At 69.9% G+C, this 19282-nt stretch carries 21 protein-coding genes; 11 read left to right on the forward strand and 10 right to left on the reverse strand.

The genetic code is table 11. The features are described 5' to 3' along the window. Positions 1 to 69: 69 nt before the first annotated feature. On the reverse strand, positions 70 to 750 hold the full coding sequence (locus ABZT04_RS29720; RefSeq protein WP_009340348.1) for a response regulator transcription factor: 681 nt from the start codon (positions 748 to 750) through the stop codon (positions 70 to 72). Further along, a complete protein-coding gene (locus ABZT04_RS29725) occupies positions 747 to 2000 on the reverse strand; it encodes an ATP-binding protein (RefSeq protein ID WP_355910149.1) in 1254 nt (417 codons plus the stop codon). Before ABZT04_RS29725 ends, ABZT04_RS29720 begins: the two co-directional genes overlap by 4 nt. Before the next feature lie 250 nt (positions 2001 to 2250). On the opposite strand from ABZT04_RS29725, the gene phoU reads away from it, so the two are divergent. The 4 genes from phoU (at position 2251) to ABZT04_RS29745 (ending at position 5285) form a co-directional block, all read left to right on the forward strand. Beyond that, a complete protein-coding gene (phoU, locus tag ABZT04_RS29730) occupies positions 2251 to 2940 on the forward strand; it encodes a phosphate signaling complex protein PhoU (RefSeq protein ID WP_356060061.1) in 690 nt (229 codons plus the stop codon). A 156-nt stretch (positions 2941 to 3096) separates the two neighbouring features. After that, a complete protein-coding gene (locus tag ABZT04_RS29735; protein ID WP_355910143.1) occupies positions 3097 to 3252 on the forward strand; it encodes a hypothetical protein in 156 nt (51 codons plus the stop codon). A 181-nt stretch (positions 3253 to 3433) separates the two neighbouring features. Then, positions 3434 to 3682: an SCO4226 family nickel-binding protein gene (locus tag ABZT04_RS29740; RefSeq protein WP_356060062.1), complete on the forward strand. Its 249-nt coding sequence runs from the start codon at positions 3434 to 3436 to the stop codon at positions 3680 to 3682. 223 nt (positions 3683 to 3905) lie between these two features. Continuing rightward, positions 3906 to 5285: a S53 family peptidase gene (locus tag ABZT04_RS29745; protein ID WP_356060063.1), complete on the forward strand. Its 1380-nt coding sequence runs from the start codon at positions 3906 to 3908 to the stop codon at positions 5283 to 5285. A 67-nt stretch (positions 5286 to 5352) separates the two neighbouring features. Here ABZT04_RS29745 and ABZT04_RS29750 read toward each other — a convergent pair whose 3' ends face one another. Beyond that, entirely contained in the window at positions 5353 to 5937 is a 585-nt protein-coding gene (locus tag ABZT04_RS29750; RefSeq protein ID WP_356060064.1) for a hypothetical protein, read from the reverse strand. A gap of 202 nt (positions 5938 to 6139) precedes the next feature. Between ABZT04_RS29750 and ABZT04_RS29755 the strand changes: the two genes are divergently transcribed. Next, positions 6140 to 6511 carry a lanthionine synthetase LanC family protein gene (locus ABZT04_RS29755; RefSeq protein ID WP_356060166.1) on the forward strand — a complete coding sequence of 124 codons (372 nt, stop codon included), beginning with the start codon at positions 6140 to 6142 and terminating at the stop codon, positions 6509 to 6511. Positions 6512 to 6859: 348 nt separating this feature from the next. Here the strand turns inward: ABZT04_RS29755 and ABZT04_RS29760 are convergent, their stop codons facing one another. Both ABZT04_RS29760 and ABZT04_RS29765 read right to left on the reverse strand, forming a co-directional pair. Beyond that, positions 6860 to 7063: a hypothetical protein gene (locus tag ABZT04_RS29760; RefSeq protein ID WP_356060065.1), complete on the reverse strand. Its 204-nt coding sequence runs from the start codon at positions 7061 to 7063 to the stop codon at positions 6860 to 6862. A gap of 293 nt (positions 7064 to 7356) precedes the next feature. Beyond that, complete coding sequence (locus ABZT04_RS29765; RefSeq protein ID WP_356060066.1) at positions 7357 to 8118, reverse strand: phosphoglyceromutase; 762 nt, start codon at positions 8116 to 8118, stop codon at positions 7357 to 7359. Between the two features lie 169 nt (positions 8119 to 8287). Here ABZT04_RS29765 and ABZT04_RS29770 point away from each other — a divergent pair, with 169 nt between their 5' ends. Continuing rightward, the gene (locus ABZT04_RS29770) at positions 8288 to 9568 is read left to right on the forward strand and encodes an MFS transporter (protein ID WP_356060067.1); all 1281 of its coding nucleotides are present in this window, start codon (positions 8288 to 8290) and stop codon (positions 9566 to 9568) included. 78 nt (positions 9569 to 9646) lie between these two features. Here ABZT04_RS29770 and ABZT04_RS29775 read toward each other — a convergent pair whose 3' ends face one another. Both ABZT04_RS29775 and ABZT04_RS29780 read right to left on the reverse strand, forming a co-directional pair. Next, complete coding sequence (locus tag ABZT04_RS29775; RefSeq protein WP_356060068.1) at positions 9647 to 9856, reverse strand: hypothetical protein; 210 nt, start codon at positions 9854 to 9856, stop codon at positions 9647 to 9649. A 340-nt stretch (positions 9857 to 10196) separates the two neighbouring features. Beyond that, positions 10197 to 10634, reverse strand: coding sequence for a DUF2000 domain-containing protein (locus ABZT04_RS29780; RefSeq protein WP_356060069.1), 438 nt, complete (start codon positions 10632 to 10634; stop codon positions 10197 to 10199). A 49-nt stretch (positions 10635 to 10683) separates the two neighbouring features. Here ABZT04_RS29780 and ABZT04_RS29785 point away from each other — a divergent pair, with 49 nt between their 5' ends. Together ABZT04_RS29785 and ABZT04_RS29790 are read left to right on the forward strand one after the other, a co-directional pair. Next, positions 10684 to 11508: an AraC family transcriptional regulator gene (locus ABZT04_RS29785; RefSeq protein ID WP_356060070.1), complete on the forward strand. Its 825-nt coding sequence runs from the start codon at positions 10684 to 10686 to the stop codon at positions 11506 to 11508. Positions 11509 to 11526: 18 nt separating this feature from the next. Then, on the forward strand, positions 11527 to 12171 hold the full coding sequence (locus ABZT04_RS29790) for a methyltransferase domain-containing protein (protein ID WP_356060167.1): 645 nt from the start codon (positions 11527 to 11529) through the stop codon (positions 12169 to 12171). Between the two features lie 11 nt (positions 12172 to 12182). Here ABZT04_RS29790 and ABZT04_RS29795 read toward each other — a convergent pair whose 3' ends face one another. The 3 genes from ABZT04_RS29795 to mshA all read right to left on the reverse strand — a co-directional run bounded on the left by ABZT04_RS29795 (position 12183) and on the right by mshA (position 15761). After that, positions 12183 to 13811 (reverse strand): glycosyl hydrolase family 28-related protein, encoded by a 1629-nt coding sequence (locus tag ABZT04_RS29795; protein ID WP_356060071.1) that lies wholly within the window; start codon positions 13809 to 13811, stop codon positions 12183 to 12185. A gap of 110 nt (positions 13812 to 13921) precedes the next feature. Next, complete coding sequence (locus tag ABZT04_RS29800; protein ID WP_356060072.1) at positions 13922 to 14431, reverse strand: YbjN domain-containing protein; 510 nt, start codon at positions 14429 to 14431, stop codon at positions 13922 to 13924. After that, positions 14424 to 15761: a D-inositol-3-phosphate glycosyltransferase gene (gene mshA / locus ABZT04_RS29805; RefSeq protein ID WP_356060073.1), complete on the reverse strand. Its 1338-nt coding sequence runs from the start codon at positions 15759 to 15761 to the stop codon at positions 14424 to 14426. Before mshA ends, ABZT04_RS29800 begins: the two co-directional genes overlap by 8 nt. 429 nt (positions 15762 to 16190) lie before the next feature. On the opposite strand from mshA, the gene ABZT04_RS29810 reads away from it, so the two are divergent. The 3 genes from ABZT04_RS29810 (at position 16191) to ABZT04_RS29820 (ending at position 19155) form a co-directional block, all read left to right on the forward strand. Continuing rightward, on the forward strand, positions 16191 to 16877 hold the full coding sequence (locus ABZT04_RS29810; protein ID WP_356060074.1) for an LAETG motif-containing sortase-dependent surface protein: 687 nt from the start codon (positions 16191 to 16193) through the stop codon (positions 16875 to 16877). Positions 16878 to 17015: 138 nt separating this feature from the next. After that, on the forward strand, positions 17016 to 17801 hold the full coding sequence (locus tag ABZT04_RS29815; protein WP_356060075.1) for a class I SAM-dependent methyltransferase: 786 nt from the start codon (positions 17016 to 17018) through the stop codon (positions 17799 to 17801). Positions 17802 to 18069: 268 nt separating this feature from the next. Continuing rightward, on the forward strand, positions 18070 to 19155 hold the full coding sequence (locus tag ABZT04_RS29820) for an NlpC/P60 family protein (protein WP_356060076.1): 1086 nt from the start codon (positions 18070 to 18072) through the stop codon (positions 19153 to 19155). The last annotated feature ends 127 nt before the right edge of the window (positions 19156 to 19282 follow it).

Raw genomic sequence — 19282 nt, forward strand, 5'->3', positions numbered from 1 at the left:
GGACCTCACACGGAGGTCCCGCCCGTCGTCGTAGAGCAGTCGTAAAGCAGGTGATGCGGTGGTGCCGGTTTACGGCTCGAACTTGTAGCCAAGACCCCGCACCGTCACCAGATACCTGGGCGCCCCCGGATCCGGCTCGATCTTCGCGCGCAGGCGCTTGACGTGGACGTCGAGGGTCTTGGTGTCGCCCACGTAGTCGGCGCCCCAGACCCGGTCGATGAGCTGCATGCGGGTCAGTACGCGGCCCGCGTTGCGCAGGAGCATCTCCAGCAGGTCGAATTCCTTGAGGGGCAGGTCGACCTTGGAGCCGGAGACCGTGACCACGTGGCGATCCACGTCCATGCGGACCGGACCGGCTTCGAGGGCTGCCGGGGTGACCTCCTCGGGCTCGCCGCGGCGGCGCAGGACGGCCCGGATACGGGCGACCAGTTCGCGGGACGAGAAGGGCTTGGTGACGTAGTCATCGGCTCCTATTTCCAGGCCTACGACCTTGTCGATCTCGCTGTCCTTGGCCGTCACCATGATGACGGGGACGTTGGAACGACCGCGCAGTTGGCGGCAGACCTCGGTGCCGGGCAGGCCCGGCAGCATCAGGTCGAGCAGGACGAGGTCGGCGCCGTTGCGCTCGAACTCGTCGAGTCCGTCGGGCCCGGTGGTCGCGATGGCGACCTCGAAGCCCTCCTTGCGGAGCATGTACGACAGGGCGTCGGAGAAGGACTCCTCGTCCTCGACGACGAGCACTCGGGTCACGGAAGGACCTCCGGGGCGGGAAGCGGTTCGTACGGGGATGGATCAGGGGACCCCTCGACCTCGTCGTCGAGGTCGGGGTGCTGGTGAGCGCGGTCGCGGGCCGCACCCGCCTCCGGCAGCCTCAGGGTGAACGTGGAGCCCTGTCCCTCGGAACTCCACACCGTGACCTCCCCGCCGTGCGAGGCGGCCACGTGCTTGACGATCGCCAGCCCGAGACCCGTACCGCCGGTGGCCCGCGAGCGGGCCGGGTCGACACGGTAGAAGCGCTCGAACACGCGCTCCTTGTCCTTCTCGGAGATCCCGATGCCCTGGTCGGTCACGGCGACCTCGATGTGGTCGCCGCCGGCGGCGGTGAGCCGACGGGCGGCTATGCCGACTCGGGTTCGGGCGGGCGAGTAGTTGACGGCGTTCTCGACCAGGTTGCCGAGGGCGGCGGCCAGTTGGCCCCGGTTGCCCCAGACGTGCAGGTCGGCGGTGCCGCCGGCGGCCATGGTGATCTGCTTGGCGCCGGCCTGGTGCCGGCAGCGGTCGATGGCCTCGGCGACCAGTTCGTCGACGCGGACGGGTTCGGCGTCTTCGAGCGGGTCGTCGTTCTGGACCCGTGACAGGTCGATGAGTTCCTGCACGAGATTGGTCAGGCGCGTGGCCTCGATCTGCATCCGGCCGGCGAAACGCTCCACCGCCTCAGGATCGTCGGAGGCGTCCATGACCGCCTCCGACAGGAGGGAGAGCGCGCCGACCGGGGTCTTCAGTTCGTGGCTGACGTTCGCCACGAAGTCTCGTCGTACGGCCTCGATACGGCGGGCCTCGGTGAGGTCCTCCACGAGGAGCAGGACGAGCCGGGAGCCGAGGGGGGCCACACGTGCGGACACGGCGAGTGCCTCGCCGCGTCCGGTGCCCCGCCTGGGCAGATCCAGTTCGACCTGGCGTATCTCGCCGTCGCGCCGGGTGTCCCGGGCCATCTGGAGCATCGGGTCGACGGAGAGCTTTCCGCCGCGGACCAGTCCGAGGGCGTACGCCGCCGAGCTGGCCTTGACCACGGCGTCCGCCTCGTCGAGAACGACGGCCGAGGAGCGGAGCACCGAGAGCACGGTGTCCACGCCGGGCGGAAGCACCGGATCCGTATGCAGGGAGGTCCTGGTCGGTCGCTTCTGGTCGCGTTCGCTCCAGCGGAACGCCAGCATGGCGATGACACCGGTGAGTACCCCGGCGATCGCTGCCGCTGCGGCGACCGCCGCGTTCACGTCCATGCTCCCAGGTTAGGCATGGGATACCTCCTGGCCACAGCCATCGGAGGGCGACCTCGAACACTCGTCGCCCAGAGTTCACCTTGGAGCCAGTATTGATTCATTTGGGTTGGCGGAAACAGTCGCGTAGGAGCGGGAACGTGGGAGCGTGGGGTGGAAGGGCCGGATTTAAGTCACACGGACAGGCCTTTCAGTCACACCGACAGGCCGGGCCACCTGAGCCCACGAAGCAAACGTAGGAGAGGGAACCCTGATGCGGGACGCGTACCACGAGGAACTTGACTCGATCGGCGACGGTCTGGTGGAGATGGCCCGGCTGGTCGGGTCGGCGATCGGACGCGCCACGACGGCCATCCTGGACTCCGACCTGAAGCTGGCCGAGAGCGTCATCGAGGCCGACAAGAAGGTCGACGACCTCCAGCACGACCTGGAGGCCCGGGCCATAGCCCTGCTGGCCCGCCAGCAGCCGGTGGCGACGGACCTGCGCATCGTCGTGACATCCCTGCGCATGTCGGCCGACCTGGAGCGGTCCGGCGACCTCGCCCAGCACGTGGCGAAGCTGGCCCGGCTGCGCTTCCCGGAGCACGCGGTCCCGCACGACCTGCACGCGACCATCCTGGAGATGGGCCAGCTCGCCCAGCGCCTGATGGCCAAGGCGGCCGAGGTCATCATCACGAAGGACGTCGACCTCGCCCTCCAGCTGGAGGCGGACGACGACGCCATGGACCTCCTCCACCGCACGCTCTTCCAGCACCTGCTGGACGACAAGTGGAAGCACGGCATCGAGACCGCGGTCGACGTGACCCTGCTCGGCCGCTACTACGAGCGCTTCGCCGACCACGCGGTGTCGGTCGCCAAGCGCGTGGTGTTCCTGGTGACGGGCGAACACGCGGACGAACTGCAGCCGGACATCCAGCCGGTCACGGGGGCTGAGGGCGCGTAGGCCTCCGGCGGTGGGGCGGGGGCTTGTGTTCGGTTGTCCTCGGGCGGGGTTCAGGTCTCCGGGCGAGGGGATCGCGGTGGAAGCCTCCATGCGCCGTTGATGCGCCTGGCGGAGTGGGCATCCAATGGGGGCAGGCACGAGCCTCCAGGAGGACCCATGGCCGAATCCCCCGGTACGACCCCCGACCCGACGCAGGAGCGCGAGACGCAGCAGCCCGCCGAGATCAAGAGCCTTCCGCTCTTCGGCGCCTGCGGCTGTGGCTCGGGCTGCGGGTGCGGATGCCAGTCCGGCAATCCGTGCCAGTGCGGCTGACGGACACGTGATGCCATGAGAGGGGCCCCGGCGCGGCAAGCGCCCGGGCCCCTCCGCCGTACGCAAGGGGTGGTGCCCGCCAAGGACCACGACTCCAGTGGTAGCCGCCGACGGCGAACGGGCGCAGCATGAAAGAGGAAGAAGTGAGAGCGGGCGAGCGCACGGAAGGAGGTGCGCGGCCATGGCTCAGTACATGGACGTACACCACGGAATGAAGGGCATCACGGCCGACCAGTTGAGGGAGGCCCACAAGGCGGATCTGGCCGTGGAGAGGGACGAGGGCGTCCACTTCGAGCGGGCCTGGGCGGACCCCGAATCCGGAACCGTCTACTGCCTGTCGGAGGCCCCGTCGCCCGAAGCAGTCCAGCGCGTGCACGAACTCGCGGGCCACCGGGCGGACGAGGTGCACGCGGTGCCGTACTCGGTCTGACGCCGTGCCAGAAGAGGAGCCGGCCCCACCCTCGATCGGGTGGGGCGCTCCATGGTTGCCGTGAGCGGCCGAAGGCCCGGCCCGTTCGATCATTGAGTGCTGGTTGGGCAAAAGGTTCGGCATCGACAGTTCAATAGACTTGTCCTGTGCATGTCTCACTGGGTGAGATGCACGCAGACCATCGCGTCCTCGCGTGCAACTCGGAATCACCCAGGGGGGATTCATGCACATAGCCCGTACCAGACGTGGCCTCGCGGCGTCCACGGCCGCCACCGCCACCCTCGCCGCCGCCGCACTCGCGACCGCCCCGCTGGCCGGTGTCGTCGACGCCGCGCCCGCCGCCGTAGCGCGGACGAAGGCCGTCCCGGCCATCACCGGACACACCCTCGCCCGAGACGTGCCCAGCCCGCTCACCAGCGCGGAGTGCGAGGCCAAGTGGCAGATCGCCTGCTACAACCCGCTCCAGTACCGCACCGCGTACAACCTCAACTCCCTTTACAAGAAGGGGATTACGGGCAAGGGGCGGACGATCGTCATCGTCGACTCGTTCGGCTCGCCGACGATCCAGCACGATCTCGACGTCTACAGCAAGCAGTTCGGGATGCACAGCACCAAGGTCAACGTGGTCAAGTGGGGGAACGTCCCCGTCTTCGACCCGAAGAACGCGGACATGACCGGCTGGGCGGGCGAGAGCACCCTCGACGTCGAGATGGCCCACGCGGTCGCGCCCGACGCGAAGATCGTGCTGGTGGAGACGGCGGTCGCCGAGACCGAGGGCGTCACCGGTCTGCCGGAGATGATGGACGCCGAGAAATACCTGATCGACCACGGCGTCGGCGACGTCATCACCCAGAGCTTCGGCGCCACCGAGAACACCTTCCCCGGCTTCGACGAGGGCGACTTCTCCAGCATCAAGAAGCTGCGCTACGCCTTCCAGGACGCCAACCGCAAGCACGTCACCGTCCTCGCCTCCTCCGGCGACGGCGGCGCCACCGACTACAACGCGGACGGCTCGGCCTTCTACGACAAGCCGGTCAACTCCTGGCCTTCTTCGGACCCGTTGGTGACCTCGATCGGCGGCACCCAGCTCCACCTGGACGACAAGGGCGACCGCGTCACCCCGGACAGCGTCTACAACGACTACGGCGCGGGCGGCGGCGGCCAGTCCCACGTGTTCTCCCGCCCGTCGTTCCAGAACGGCGTGAAGAGCGTCGTCGGCGCCCAACGCGCCACCCCTGACGTGTCGATGGCGGCCGCGGTCAACGGCGGTGCCTGGACGTACTCCAGCTTCGACCCGACCGCGATCGGCTGGGACGTCTACGGCGGCACGAGCGAGGCCAGCCCCCTCTTCTCGGGCATCGTCGCCCTCGCCGACCAGGCGGCGGGCCACCGCGTGGGCAACATCAACGAGGCGCTGTACGCGCTGGCGAGGCACGGCGCCGCCCGCAACGGCATCGTCGACGTCAACGACGGCACGAACAACTCGTATGCGGGCGTGACCGGTTACACCGCCGTCGACGGCTATGACATGGCGACGGGCGTGGGCACGGTGGACGCGCTGCGCTTCGTACCGGCGCTGGCGAAGGCGAGCCGACGGCACTGAGTTCGTACATCGCGTCTACGGCGGCCCGGGTTCCGTACCCGGGCCGCCGTTCGCCTGTTCCCGCTGCTCACATGCTGATCGACTGGGCGTACGAGACCTGGTTCAGGATGTGGAAGACCTGGTCGCGGGACTGTACCGGGACCATCGTGGAGTGGTGCCGGCCGCCGCTGTTGACGCTGACCTGCACGAAGCCGGTGGTGACGCGCTCCTTCATCAGGAGGAACAGCAGCCCGACGAAACAGAGCAGGAAGAAGACGATCGCGAGCACGATCGCGTACGGCGGGATCCGCTCCTCCGTGCGCGACATGTCGGTGGCCGTCCAGATCGCGCCCCTGAGCGGCATCGGCCCGGCCGGGCTCACGATCGTGTCACCGTTGACCGCGATGTCCCCGAGGGTGAACATCGGCCCGCCGAGCGGGGGTTGCTGCGGCTGGGACTGCGGCTGCGGCGGTACGGCTTGCGGGTAGCCGTAGTTGGGCTGCGCGGGATAGCCGTAGCCGCTCTCGCCGTACGGGCCGCCGGTGGGCGGAACCGTGGGCGGGACGGTGGGCGGCCCTGCGGGCGGGCCCGTGTACGGGTTCTTCCCGAACGGCTGGTCGGACGGCTGGCCGGGCGGCTGTTCCGGAGGTGGTCCGGGGTACTGGTTCGCCATGGGTGCTCTTCCCCCCGAGAGTGCGTGCAACGTGCCGTTCATCCTCTCAGTGCGATCACCTGCTGTATGCACGTAATGACAACAATCATGCGACAGTGGGCCATGACGGCACCCGAAGTCACGGTCGACGCCGACCAGACCTTCGGACGCCGAACTCAACACCTCGCTCCACAGCGGTACGGCCGGAATCGACCCCGTACTCCTGGAGGCATGGCGGCACTTCGATGACGACTCCTACGCCGACATGGCTGTGCGCGCGGGCCGCGCCCTCACCGACTCCGCCGCCGAACTCACCGACGATTCCCCCTACTTCGGCCGCATCGGAACGGCCCTCGCCCTGCGGTCACTTCACGACCAACTCGACGACACGTCCGCAGGCGCCGCGGCCGACAGTGCTCTACGACTGGTCCGGTGGCGCTTCCGTGGAACCCGCCGGGGCGAGCTGTTCGAGCTGATGGGCGGCAACGCGGGGATCAGTCTCGGCGCACTCCTGGCCGGCGACGCCGAGTCGGCCGTCCTCGCCGTGGAGCGGTATCTGCGGACGGCGGAGCGGACTCCGGCGGGCGTCCGCTGAGCCCACCGCCCGGGCATCGACGCCCGTCTGCACCACATCTCACACGGCACGCTGCCCAGGTCTTCCGTACCCTCCGCGACATCACGGCCCTCCCCCACCGACAACACCCCGGCTTCTGGGACAACAACGGCCGCTGCTGCGGTACGGCGGGAGTCCTGGCCCTGGCCTGCGACCGGATCGCCGAACAGACCGGGGACGCGTACGACTTCGCCCACGTCCTCGTCACGGACCTCGTCGCGCGCGCGACCCGCGACAGCACCGGCGCCCGCTGGTCCGACGTCGAACACGGTGAGTCGGGGGGGTGATCCTCGATATGCGTTCGGTCGGCCGGATCAGGTCCAACCGGCGTCATTCCAGGGTGCGTAGACCGCGTGCCCGAAAGAAGTGCCGCCCCGCGCGGAGGGTCAGGACCACCGTGGTGACCGCCAACCCGAGGTTGAGGGTGTCCATGACCATGACGACGGCGTGGGGCGCGTGCAGCAGGCGCGGCAGATTGCCGCCGATCATCCCCAGGCCGAGGAGAAGCGGCAGCCACGCCCAGAAGAACCGCACGCCCTGATCAGAACCAGCGGTCCCCTTACGCCGCCCACCCCGCTCCCACCACCGACCACCGATCCCCACAAGGACCAGCGCACACCCCATCACGACCACGGACCAGTCCATAAGCCACAGCACCACAGCCGCCCCCTTCGATCCAACTACTTGATCGTGACAGGGATGGGGCTGCTTGCCCAGCAGTCCCGGGGCAAGGGCGTTGTAGGACGGCCCGATCAACCGGCCACCACAACGACAACACGCCCCCTGCCCGCGAGGAAGCCGCGGACAGGGGGCGTAAAGGGTGCCGCCTACTTCTTCTTGCCCTGATTCTTGACCGCCTCGATCGCAGCCGCAGCCGCGTCGGGGTCGAGGTACGTCCCGCCCGGCTTGAGCGGCTTGAAGGACGCGTCGAGTTCGTAGGACAGGGGGATGCCCGTCGGGATGTTCAGGCCCGCGATGTCGGCGTCGGAGATGCCGTCGAGGTGCTTGACGAGGGCGCGGAGGCTGTTGCCGTGGGCTGCTACCAGGACGGTGCGGCCCGCGAGGAGGTCGGGGACGATGCCGTCGTACCAGTAGGGGAGCATCCGGACGACGACGTCCTTCAGGCACTCCGTGCGGGGGCGGAGCTCCGGGGGGATCGTCGCGTAGCGCGGGTCGTCCGACTGGGAGAACTCCGTGCCGTCCTCAAGGGGCGGGGGCGGGGTGTCGTAGGAACGGCGCCACAGCATGAACTGCTCCTCGCCGAACTCCGCGAGGGTCTGCGCCTTGTCCTTGCCCTGGAGGGCGCCGTAGTGGCGCTCGTTCAGGCGCCACGAGCGGTGGACCGGGATCCAGTGGCGGTCCGCCGACTCCAGCGCGAGCTGCGCCGTGCGGATCGCTCGCTTCTGGAGGGACGTGTGGACCACGTCGGGGAGGAGATCGGCGTCCTTCAGGAGTTCGCCACCGCGGACTGCCTCCTTCTCGCCCTTCTCGTTCAGGTTGACGTCCACCCAGCCGGTGAACAGGTTCTTCGCGTTCCACTCGCTCTCGCCGTGGCGGAGGAGGATCAGCTTGTACGGTGCGTCGGCCATGCCCCAGAGCGTAATCCACGCATTCGGGCCATGGCCTGGCGCCCGCCTCCCGGTCCGACAGTTGACGGCATCTGTTAATTGAGTGGTCCGCCCGGGCCCCGCGTTCGTAAGTTGTGCTCGCGGCCGTAGCCGCTTACATGCCTGCCGTCCGACCGTGGGGGAACGATCCATGTCACTCGCCGCCCTGAGACGCGCCGCCCGGGAATCCGTCTCCGGTCTGCCCCGCGAGTTCTGGTGGCTGTGGACCAGCACCCTCGTCAACCGGCTCGGGGCGTTCGTCTCCACCTTCATGGCCCTGTACCTGACCCTCGACCGCGGCTACTCCGCGACCTACGCCGGTCTCGTCGCCTCGCTGCACGGGCTCGGCGGGGTCGTCTCCTCGATCGGTTCGGGTGTGATGACCGACCGGCTGGGCCGGCGGCCCACCCTGCTCTTCGCCCAGTCGTCGACCGCCGCGGCCGTGGCCCTGCTCGGCTTCATGCACGACCCCGTCGCCATCGCCGGCGTCGCCTTCCTCGTCGGGATGGCGAGCAACGCCTCCCGCCCGGCCGTGCAGGCGATGATGGCCGACATCGTGCGGCCCGAGGACCGGGTCCGCGCGTTCTCGCTCAACTACTGGGCCATCAACCTCGGCTTCGCCGTCTCGTCCATGGCCGCCGGGTTCATCGCCGAGGTCAGCTACCGCGCCGGGTTCCTGCTGGAGGCGGGGATGACGGCGGTCTGCGCGGTCGTCGTCTTCCTGAAGCTGCCCGAGTCACGGCCCGCCGTCGTCACGAATGACGACGGGGAGAGGGCCGCGGACGCGGTCGGGCTCGGGACCGTACTGCGCGACGCGCGGTTCATGAGTGTCGTCGGGCTGTCCTTCCTCGTCGCCGTCGTCTTCCAGCAGGGCTCGGTCGGACTGCCGGTCGCGATGGGCCAGGCAGGGTTCACACCCGCCGACTACGGCACCGCGATCGCCGTCAACGGCTTCCTCATCGTCGCCCTCCAGATCCCGGTCACCCGTCTCATCGAACACCGCGACGCCAAGCGCCTGCTGGTCGTCTCCTCACTCCTCGCGGGCTACGGCTTCGGGCTCACCGCGTTCGCCGGCTCGGTCGGCGTCTTCGCCCTCACGGTGTGCGTGTGGACCCTCGGCGAGATGATCAACGCGCCCACACAGACCGGGCTGGTCGTCCGCCTCTCACCGATCCACGGGCGCGGCCGCTACCAGGGCATGTACACCCTGTCCTGGGCGGTCGCCGCCCTGGTGGCCCCCCTCATGTCCGGTTTCGTCATCGACCGGTTCGGGGCGAAGTGGCTGTGGGGGATGTGCGCGGTCGTGGGGATGGGGGCGGCGGTGGGGTATGGGGTGCTGATGCGACGGATGTCGGACGGGCAGCCGGCGAGGGCTACGGCGGAGGCGGAGCCGGCGGTGGTCGGCGCGGAGGCGGACGTCACGGCGGCCTGATCATGGCAGCAAGCCCTCCACCAGCGGCGAACCGCAGGTGGAGGGCTTGTCGGCGCAAGCGGTCGGACGCCCGCTGATTCAGATGCCGACGGTCACGCTGACCTGGGGAAGCTGGGCGACGGTGCCCAGGGCCAGGTCCTTGACCGAGGCGACCTGCGTCAGGACGTCCGCGCTGGTGATCGAGGTGTCGCCGGCGGTGAGGCCGATCTGCGGGCTCAGGCCACCCGAGACGGTGTCGAGCTCGGCGTCGGAGATCTCAAGGGTCTGAACCTGGGGAGCGGAGTTCATGAGGAGACTGCCCTTCGCGTGGATCACGGATGGTGCACGTGGTGCACTTGGGGGAGAGCGGCTCCGCTGGGGGGCAGGCGGTGGGCCGCGGTGCGCAGGATCAAACCACGCCACGTGCCGGGCATCCACTCCGTCCCTGTTCCCGACAGGCAGTTGAGTGGATCGGCGGCCGAACCGTGTGGACACGCACACGAGTTGGGGCCGGCTTCTCTACACACGGCGCCGCACAGAGAGTCCACAGACGGTGCCGCCGCCGAGCCGAACCGGACAACTCCGCACCAACAGCACCCACTCGCCCCACGATTGCGCAGCCGCTGTGCAGATTCGGTCGTAGCCGCGGTCACGGGTGCATCCGCGCCCCCTTCACCACCTTGTCCACCCCGTTCCGCGGCCCATACACCGCCAGCCCCACCACATCCAGCTCAGCCGTGGCCACGGCCCGCACAGCCGCGCGGTTGTCCCGGTCATTGCCGGTACCGAAGAGGTCGGACGTGAAGATCGCGCGCGGCAGGGCGCGGGACAGGGAACGCGCGTGGGCCGCCGTCAGCGTCTCCTTCGTGGCCTCCAGAACCACCACCGGCTGCCGGAACATCGGCAGGTACCGCACCCCGTCCGCGTCCTCGTACGGCTCCCCGATCACCTCGGGAACCTGCGTGCCCAGGCCGCTGACCAGGAAGGACGTGACGTTCAGGCGCTGCCAGGGCTCAAGGTCCTCGCGCAGCAGGACAGCGATCTTGGTGTCGAAGCGGATCGGTTCGCCCGTGATGTCAGTGCTCATGGATCGAGACTGCCGACCGCCCCGCGCCCCCGTCTTGTACGTTCTTTGCATGGCCCCGCAAACCGGCCCACCTCGCCCCCAGCAGGAGGTCTCCGCGTGGCGGCCCCGCATCCCCGGTGTCGTCGAGGTCTTCCACGCCCACTTCACCGAGTACGCGTACCCCATGCACGTGCACGACGCCTGGACGCTGCTGATCGTCGACGACGGGGCCGTACGGTACGACCTCGACCGGCATGAGCACGGCACCCCGCACGACACGGTCTCCCTGCTCCCGCCGCACGTCCCGCACAACGGCTCCCCCGCCACCCCGCACGGCTTCCGCAAGCGCGTCCTCTATCTCGACGGCACCCACCTCCCGGACGGCCTGATCGGTTCCGCCGTCGACCGGCCCGACCTCCGTGACCCCGAACTCCGGCTGCGGGTGGGGCAGTTGCACACCGCGCTCGACCATCCCGGCGACGAACTGGAGGCCGAGAGCCGCCTCACCCTCATCGCCGAACGACTGCACGCCCATCTACGGCCGTCCGCCCCCGCCCCCGCCGGTGACCCCGCCCTCGCCCGCACCCTCCGCGAACTCCTCGACGAGCGCGTCACGGAAGGCATCGCCCTCGACGAGGCCGCGCGGCTGGTGCACGCCCATCCCGCCCATCTGGTACGGGCGTTCAGCGGTGCGTACGGCATCGCGCCGCACCAGTACCTGATGTCCCGCCGCGTCGACCGCGCCCGCCGGCTCCTCCTCGACGGCCTCCCGCCCGGCGAGGTCGCGGCCGCCACCGGCTTCTACGACCAGTCCCATCTCACGCGCCATTTCCGGAAGTTGGTGGGGGTGACGCCGGGGCGTTATTCACGCGACAGGGATCAGCACCGCCGCTAGATTCCGCACATGGAGCGCATCGACTGGCACGAGTGGCACGACGCCTACGACTCCCCCGACTCCTACCTCAGCGAGCGCCTGGCCCTCGTCCAGGAACGCGTCCGCCACGCCCTCGACACCGCCCCGCCCGGCCCGCTCACCGCGATCAGTCTCTGCGCCGGACAGGGCCGCGATCTCATCGGCGTACTGGCCGATCATCCCCGCCGGGCCGAAGTCCGTGCGCGGCTGGTCGAGTTGGACGAGCGGAATGTCGCCCACGCGACGCGAGCCGCACGGGACGCCGGTCTCCCCCGTGTCGAAGTCGTCACCGGGGACGCCTCATTGACGGACGCGTACGCCGACCTCGCGCCCGCCGACCTCGTCCTCCTGTGCGGTGTGCTCGGCAACATCACCGACACCGACGTCGAACGCCTCCTCGACCACTGCACCGCACTGTGCCGGACCGGCGGCACGGTCGTATGGACGCGCAACCGCAAGGCCCCGGACCTCGTTCCTCAGATCTGCGCCTGGCTGGAGCAGCGCGGGTTCGAGCGCCTCTGGGTCTCCGAGCCCTCCCGCCCCGCATCCGTCGGCGCCCACCGCTTCACCGGCGAGAACCGCCAACTCCCGCCCGGCACTAGCATGTTCGACTTCATCGGCTACGACACCCTGTGGCGGACCTGAGCCGACCCGACCTACAGCTCCCGCTGCGCCTCGTACAGGTTCCGCGGCCGTACGACATCCGTCGTGCCGTAGAGCTCAAGGCGTGCGTGCAGGTCGCCGGTGAAGTCGGGGACGTCGGTCTGGTCGAACTCGGTGACCGTGTTGAGGCCCACCGTGGCGCTGTACGGGGCCAGTTGGTCGATCTTCATCAGGCCGGCGCGGCCGTTGGTGACACGGACGTTCCAGTGGGTGAAGCGGGCGCCGAACAGCGGGCCGGCGCTGGCGTCGCCGCCGTGGCGGCCGTTGTTGTTCACCGTGATGTCGGTGCGGACGTTGGCGAAGGGCAGGCCGCGGTGGCTGTCGAAGGTGCCCATGCGCATGTCGCCGCGCGACCAGACGTTGTACGAGGACAGGCCCTCGACGTTGATGCCGTGGAGCTGGGTGTTGGCCGGGGCCGGGGCCGTGCGCTCCTCGATGGTGAAGTCCTCGACGAGGTTGTCGTGCGAGCCCTCGCGGCAGAAGTAGGGGTGGTGGGAGCCGCGGCCCGCCACCGTCGTGCCGCGCAGGGTGCATGCCGAGGCGGCCACCAGCCCGAAGCCGTTGTCGACATGACGGACCGTCACATCGTCCAGCCAGCAGTCGTAGGCGCATTGGAGGACGACTCCGTTGTAGCCCTTGTCGAGGAGGTGTGGTTGCTGTGGGGTCTCCACTGCTTCCAGGGTGAGGCCTTCGACGCCCGAACCCGTCAACTCCTCTACATAGGTGGTGAGTTGCGGATTCCATTCGGGGCGGATATCGAGAGGGAGCGGGCGTTCCAGGGTGACTTCGCGGCCGTGGACGCGCGCGATGCGGACGGGCCATTCGTAGGGGACGTAGGACAGGAGTTTCGTCTTGTCGTCCCAGTAGTACGACTCGGGGCCGGGGCCGCCGCCCGCCATGTGCTGGAGGAGGGTGTGGCCGGGGTCGTCGGCGAGGCGGAGGAGGACCAGGGTGCCCGGCCTCAGGTGCGAGGCGTCCGCGACCGTCACCGTCCAGGAGCCCTGCCGGGCCGGCTCGACCGTCGTCAACTGCCGCCAGTCGTCTCGCCTGTTGCCGGTCCAGCCCTCGAAGGGCCAGGCCTTCGCCCTGATCGCGGCGACCAGTGAGTCCAGGCGGGCGCTCGGGGCAAGCCAGATGAGGCCGCCCGCCCAGGACCAGGAGGATTTGTCACCGCCGTAGCGGGAGCCGTAGACACCGATCAGTTCGGTGAGGCTCTTCGTCGCATAGAGCTTCGTACGGTCGCTGCCCGCGCCCCTGACCACCACGTTCGAGTGGCCCACGCGGATCACGTCGTCGATCCGGAAGGTGCCGGGCGGGATGAGAACCGTGCCACCGCCGGCCCCACCGGCAGCGGCGATGGCACGGTTGATCGCGGGGGCGGAGTCGGTCGTGCCGTCCGCCACGGCGCCGTAGGCACGGACGTCCAGCACGCGCGAGGGTCGGGGGTGGCGCCGCGCGCCCGCCTTCCCGACGTACGGGATCTGCGGGTGGGTGAAGGGGGTGCGGGTGAACTCACGCCAGAGGGACGGGACTTGACCTCGCGATGCCCCTGTCGGCAGGGGGACCGCCAGGGCCAGCGTGCTTCCGAGCAGGGTTCTTCTGGTGAGACGGGTGCGGCTCATGTACGTACGTCCTCCCACGCGGCTCTTCATGGATATGAACGACGTTCAGAAATGTGCTGGCGGTGAGCATGCCACGATGCCCGGGCACAACGAAAGGGGTCGGTACGAGATCAGTCGGTGGGCCGCTGGGTCAGGTGCGTGAACGCGTCCAGGTTCCGCGTCGACTCCCCGCGCGACACCCGCCACGCGTACTCCTTGCGGATCGCGGAGGCGAAGCCCAGCTCCAGCAGGGTGTTGAAGCTGCCGTCGGCGGCCTCCAGGACCTGGCCGAGGAGGCGGTCGATCTCGGCCTCGGTGATGGCGGAGAGGGGCAGCCGGCCGGTGACGTACACGTCACCGAGCTGGTCGACGGCGTAACTCACGCCGTACAGCTTGAGGTTGCGCTCCAGGAGCCAGCGCTGGACGGCCGTCTCGTTCTCGTCGGGGTGGCGGATGACGAAGGCGTTGAGCGAGAGGGAGTGGCGGCCGACGATGAGGGAGAGGGTCGTCGACAGCTTGCGGGTGCCGGGGAGTTGGACGACGTAGGTGCCCGACTCGGGGCTCTCCCAAGCGAGTTCGGCGCTCTTGAGGAAACCCTCGATGACCTGCGCCGCCCGGTCCTGGTCCGTTGCCTCACCCATGGTGCGAGCGTACGTGACGGCGGTGGGCCTGCGCGGCGGCCGCGTAGACGTCCGCCGTGGCGGCGGCCGCGGTGTCCCAGCCGAAGCGCTGGGCATGCCGGGCGGCGGCCTCGCCCATGCGGGGCGCGAGGTGCGGGTCGTCGGCGAGGTCGCGCAGCACGCGCGCGTAGGCCGCGGGATCGTGGCCCTGGACGAGGAAACCAGTCTCTCCGTCGCGCACGGCCACCGGAAGGCCGCCGACCGAGGCCGCGAGCACCGGCGTACCGGCCGCCTGCGCCTCTATGGCGACCAGCCCGAACGACTCGCTGTACGACGGCATGACCAGCACGGACGCGGCCCGGAACCAGTCCGCGAGCTGCTCCTGCCCGACCGGCGGCCTGAACCGTACGACATCCGCGATGCCCAGCCGCGCGGCCAGCTTCTGCAGGCCCTCCGGCTTGGCGAGGCCGCTGCCGCTGGGGCCGCCGACGACGGGGACGACGATGTTCGAGCGCAGTTCGGGCCGCTCGTCCAGCAGGACCGCGACGGCGCGCAGCAGCACGTCCGGCGCCTTCAGGGGCTGGATGCGCCCGGCGAAGAGCGGGATCAGGGCGTCCTGGGGGAGCCCGAGGCGAGCGCGGGCGGCGGCGCGGCCGTCGGCCGGGCGGAAGCGGTCGAGGTTCACGCCGGGGTGGACCACGGCGACCTTGGCGGGGTCGGCGTCGTAGTGCCGTACGAGTTCGTCGGCCTCCTCCGCCGTGTTGGCGATGAGGCGGTCGGCGGCGGCGACGATCTGGGTCTCGCCGATGACGCGGGCGGCCGGTTCGGGGGTGTCGCCGTCGGCCAGGTTGGCGTTCTTGACCTTGGCCATGGTGTGCATGGCGTGCACGAGGGGGACGCCCCAGCGCTGGGCGGCAAGCCAGCCGACGTGGCCCGAGAGCCAGTAGTGCGAGTGCACGAGGTCGTAGTAGCCGGGGCGGTGGCCCGCCCACGCCTGCATCACGCCGTGCGTGAACGCGCAGAGCTGGGCGGGGAGTTCCTCCTTGGCGAGACCTTCGTAGGGGCCCGCGTCGACGTGCCGGACGAGGACGCCGGGGGCCAGTTCGACGGTCGGGGGGAGGACGGCGGTGGTCGCACGCGTGAAGATCTCGACCTCGATGTTGATCGCGGCGAGGCGCTGCGCGAGCTCCACGATGTAGACGTTCATGCCGCCCGCGTCGCCCGTGCCGGGCTGGTGGAGCGGGGAGGTGTGCACGGAGAGCATGGCGACACGGCGGGGTTTGCGGTGCAGCCGCAGCCGGGCGGGCGTGGCGGCGGAGCGCCGCCCGAGCCTGCTGACGTACTGGCTCACGTGGCGTTCCTCCTTGCTTGCGGGCATGCCTGACGGAGGGCGTGCGGTTCCCTCCGAGGTGCTGCAACGCCCGACGCTCGCATTCCCATTCCGAGGCCGGGGGATTTTGCTGAGCCATTACCGTGCGTCGCTCAACCGTTCGAGCGGTTGCTGCGTGGTCGGTGGGCGGGGCGGGCGTGCCACCGTAACGGTCGGACCGCTCACCGCTCCGTCTGCCCGAAGGCCGGACCCACATGCCCATGCCCCGCTCTTGATCACCCCTTGACCGCGCGCATGGCGTTCGCCGATCACTTCTTCGTCGACTCTTGACCTTCGCCGATACAACCTTTGACAGGAAGGGCACAGGGCTTGTAAACGTGACGGGCCTCAGGCTCTTCGACGTCTCGGGCACCTCCGATCTCCTCGGGCTCTCCCCACCTAAGGACAAGCGTGCCCAGATCCCCTCGTGCCGCCAGGGCGGCCCGTGTCATAGGTACCTCGACCGCCGCGGTCGCGCTCTCCGTCGCCGCCGCCCACACCGCGCTGGCCTGCGACATCAGCGACTTCTCCGCGGCCGTGGTCTGCGACAGCACGGACACCGGCGTCATCCGCGTCACCGACAAGGACGCGTCCGGCACCCCGGCCACGATCAGCGTGTACATCCAGCTGAGCATGCCCGGCGGGGAGCGGCTGACCGGCACCGAGACGATCACTCATCCGACCGCCGAGGGCGTCAGCGTCGACTTCAACCCCCACGGTCTGTACCCCGGTCAGACCTTCCGGGTGCATGTGAAGGCGGGCGACCAGGTCGACGAGGACATCACGCCGAACGTGGTGGTGCCGGACATGACGTGCGGGGCTTCCTCGTCGGCGTCGGCGTCGGCCTCCGCATCGGACTCCGCGTCGCCGCAGCCCTCCTCCACCGACGACTCCGCGTCCCCGACCGCCACCGAGAGCAGCAGCCCCGTGCCGGCGGCGAGCAGCGCTCCGTCGCCTGCGGGGGGCGGCACCCACCTCGCGGAGACCGGCGCGAGCAACGACACCACCGCCTTCACGGCCACCGCCGCAGCGCTGGTCGCGGCCGGTGCCGGAATCGTCCTCGCGCTGCGCCGCCGGGGGATGCGCGCGTCGCGCTGATCGGGGGCCTGGCTGGAGGGGCTGGGGGGGTCCGCCCGGCCCCCACACCGACATCGCCCGCATACCCTCGTAGCCATGAATGCCCGCGCGACAACCCTCCCCCACTCTCGACTTCGCTCGAGCGGGGGGACCCCCATCGTGGGAACGGTGACGCGCGGGACGACCAACCCCAACCGGCTGCGCCGCATGGACCGCTGGATCGCGGCGACGCACGGCGCGGAGCTGCGGCGGGCCGTCGATCCGGTCGCCGTCGACCTCGGGTACGGCGCGGCGCCCTGGACCGCCGTGGAGCTGCTGCAACGCCTCCGTACCGTCGCCCCGCACGCGCGCGTGGTCGGTGTCGAGATCGAACCGGCCCGGGTCGCGGCGGCGAAACCGTACGAGCGCGAGGGGCTGGCCTTCCGGCACGGCGGCTTCGAGGTTCCCGTCCCGCAGCGGCCTACGCTGATCCGCGCGGCGAACGTCCTGCGGCAGTACGACGAGGCGCGGGTCGCCGAGGTCTGGGCGCGGCTGTGCGGACGGCTCGCGCCGGCCTCGGCGCACTCCCGGGGCGGGCTGCTCGTCGAGGGGACCTGCGACGAGATCGGGCGCCGGCACGTGTGGGTCGCGCTCGGGCCGGAGGGACCGCGCACGGTCACCTTCGCCACCCGGCTCGGCTCCCTGGACCGGCCCTCCGACCTCGCCGAGCGCCTCCCCAAGGCCCTCATCCACCGCAATGTGCCCGGCGAACCGGTGCACACCTTCCTCCGTGACTTCGACCGTGCGTGGGCGGCCGCCGCGCCCTACGCCTCCTACGGCGCACGTCAGCGCTGGATGCGGGCGGTACGGGACCTCACGGCCGACTGGCCGGTGACGGACGGGCCGGTACGGTGGCGGCAGGGCGAAGTGACCGTGGCCTGGGGGGCGTTGGCCCCGCGCGGGTGAACTCTCGGCGCGTCGCGATCAGTCCCTGAGCGGCCCCCCCCCATCGGTCCCTGATCGGCCCCCGGCCGACCCCCGACCGACCCCCGACCGGCCCCCGACCGGCCCCCGATCGATCCCGACCGGTCATGACCTGGAAGGAAAGGAGAGAAGTACGGGAAGTACTGCCTCTGTCGTTTTGTGTGCGGGCATGGCACGATCCCCCAGGCGTCCGTAAGTTACTGACGGTGAATCAGATGCGTCGGGCATGTACAGATGTGGGGGCAGGGGTATGGGAGCGGGCAGGCGAGCCCTGATCACGACGGCCGTGGCGGTGGTCTGCGGGGTCACCGTACTCGCGGCACCCGGCACCGCGTTCGCGAGCCCGACACCGACCCCTTCAACGACCCCTTCAACGACAGCCTCAGCAACTCCCGTGAGCAACAAGGACCTTGAGGCCGTACGCACGAAGCTCGACAAGCTCTACCACGACGCCGCCGTCGCCACCGACGCCTACAACGCGGCCGAGGAGCAGGCGAAGAAGCAGTCCGCCGAGATCGTCGAGCTGGCCAGGAAGATCGTCCAGGGCCAGGCGAAACTGGACGAGTTGAAGGACCGCGCCGGCGCCGCGGCCCGCGCCCAGTACCGCACGGGCGGCCTCCCGGACGAGGCGCGGTTGATGCTGAGCGACAATCCGCAGGAGTTCCTGGACGGTGCCGGGCGGGTGCTCCAGGGCGAGCGCGCCACCAAGGGTCTGATCGCGGAACTGACGCGCACCCAGCAGGACTTGAAGCAGTACACCGCCGACGCCTCGGCGCAGTGGCAGCAGTTGGAGAAGAACCGCCAGGCCAAGGCCACCGCCAAGAAGAAGGTCACGGCTCAGATCGCGGCGGCCGAGAAGCTCGAGTCCCACCTGGAGAAGCAGGAGAAGGAGCGCCTGGCCAAGCTGGAGCAGCAGGCCGCGCTGAAGGCGCAGACCGCGTGGCTCGACTCCGGCGTCCTCAAGGACATCAGCGGCAAGGCGTCCACGGCGGGCAAGGCGGCGGTGGCCTACGCGACGGCCCAGCTCGGCAAGCCGTACGAATGGGGCGCCGAGGGCCCGTCGTCGTACGACTGCTCGGGGTTGACCTCGCAGGCCTGGGCGAGCGCCGGCGACCCGATCCCGCGCACCTCGCAGGAGCAGTGGAAGCAGCTCAAGCATGTCGACGTCAAGGACATGCGCCCCGGCGACCTGATCATCTACTTCGACGACGCCAGCCATGTCGCGATGTACATCGGCGACGGCGCGATCATCCACGCCCCGCGGCCGGGGCGGACGGTGACGATCGCCGGGGCGGGCTCGATGCCGATATTGGGTATTGTGCGACCAGATGCGTAATTTGCCTGCTTGGTAAGCGTGATGCCGGCCGGGTGACCCGAACCACGTGACACGGCACACGCACCACCCGCCCCAAACCCCCGCCGGGCGTGACCTTCGTCATCCCGCCCCCACCGCCGTCCTGCCC

Origin of the sequence: Streptomyces sp. NPDC005492 (assembly GCF_040605995.1) — a bacterium.
In the GTDB taxonomy this organism is placed as follows: Bacteria; Actinomycetota; Actinomycetes; order Streptomycetales; family Streptomycetaceae; genus Streptomyces.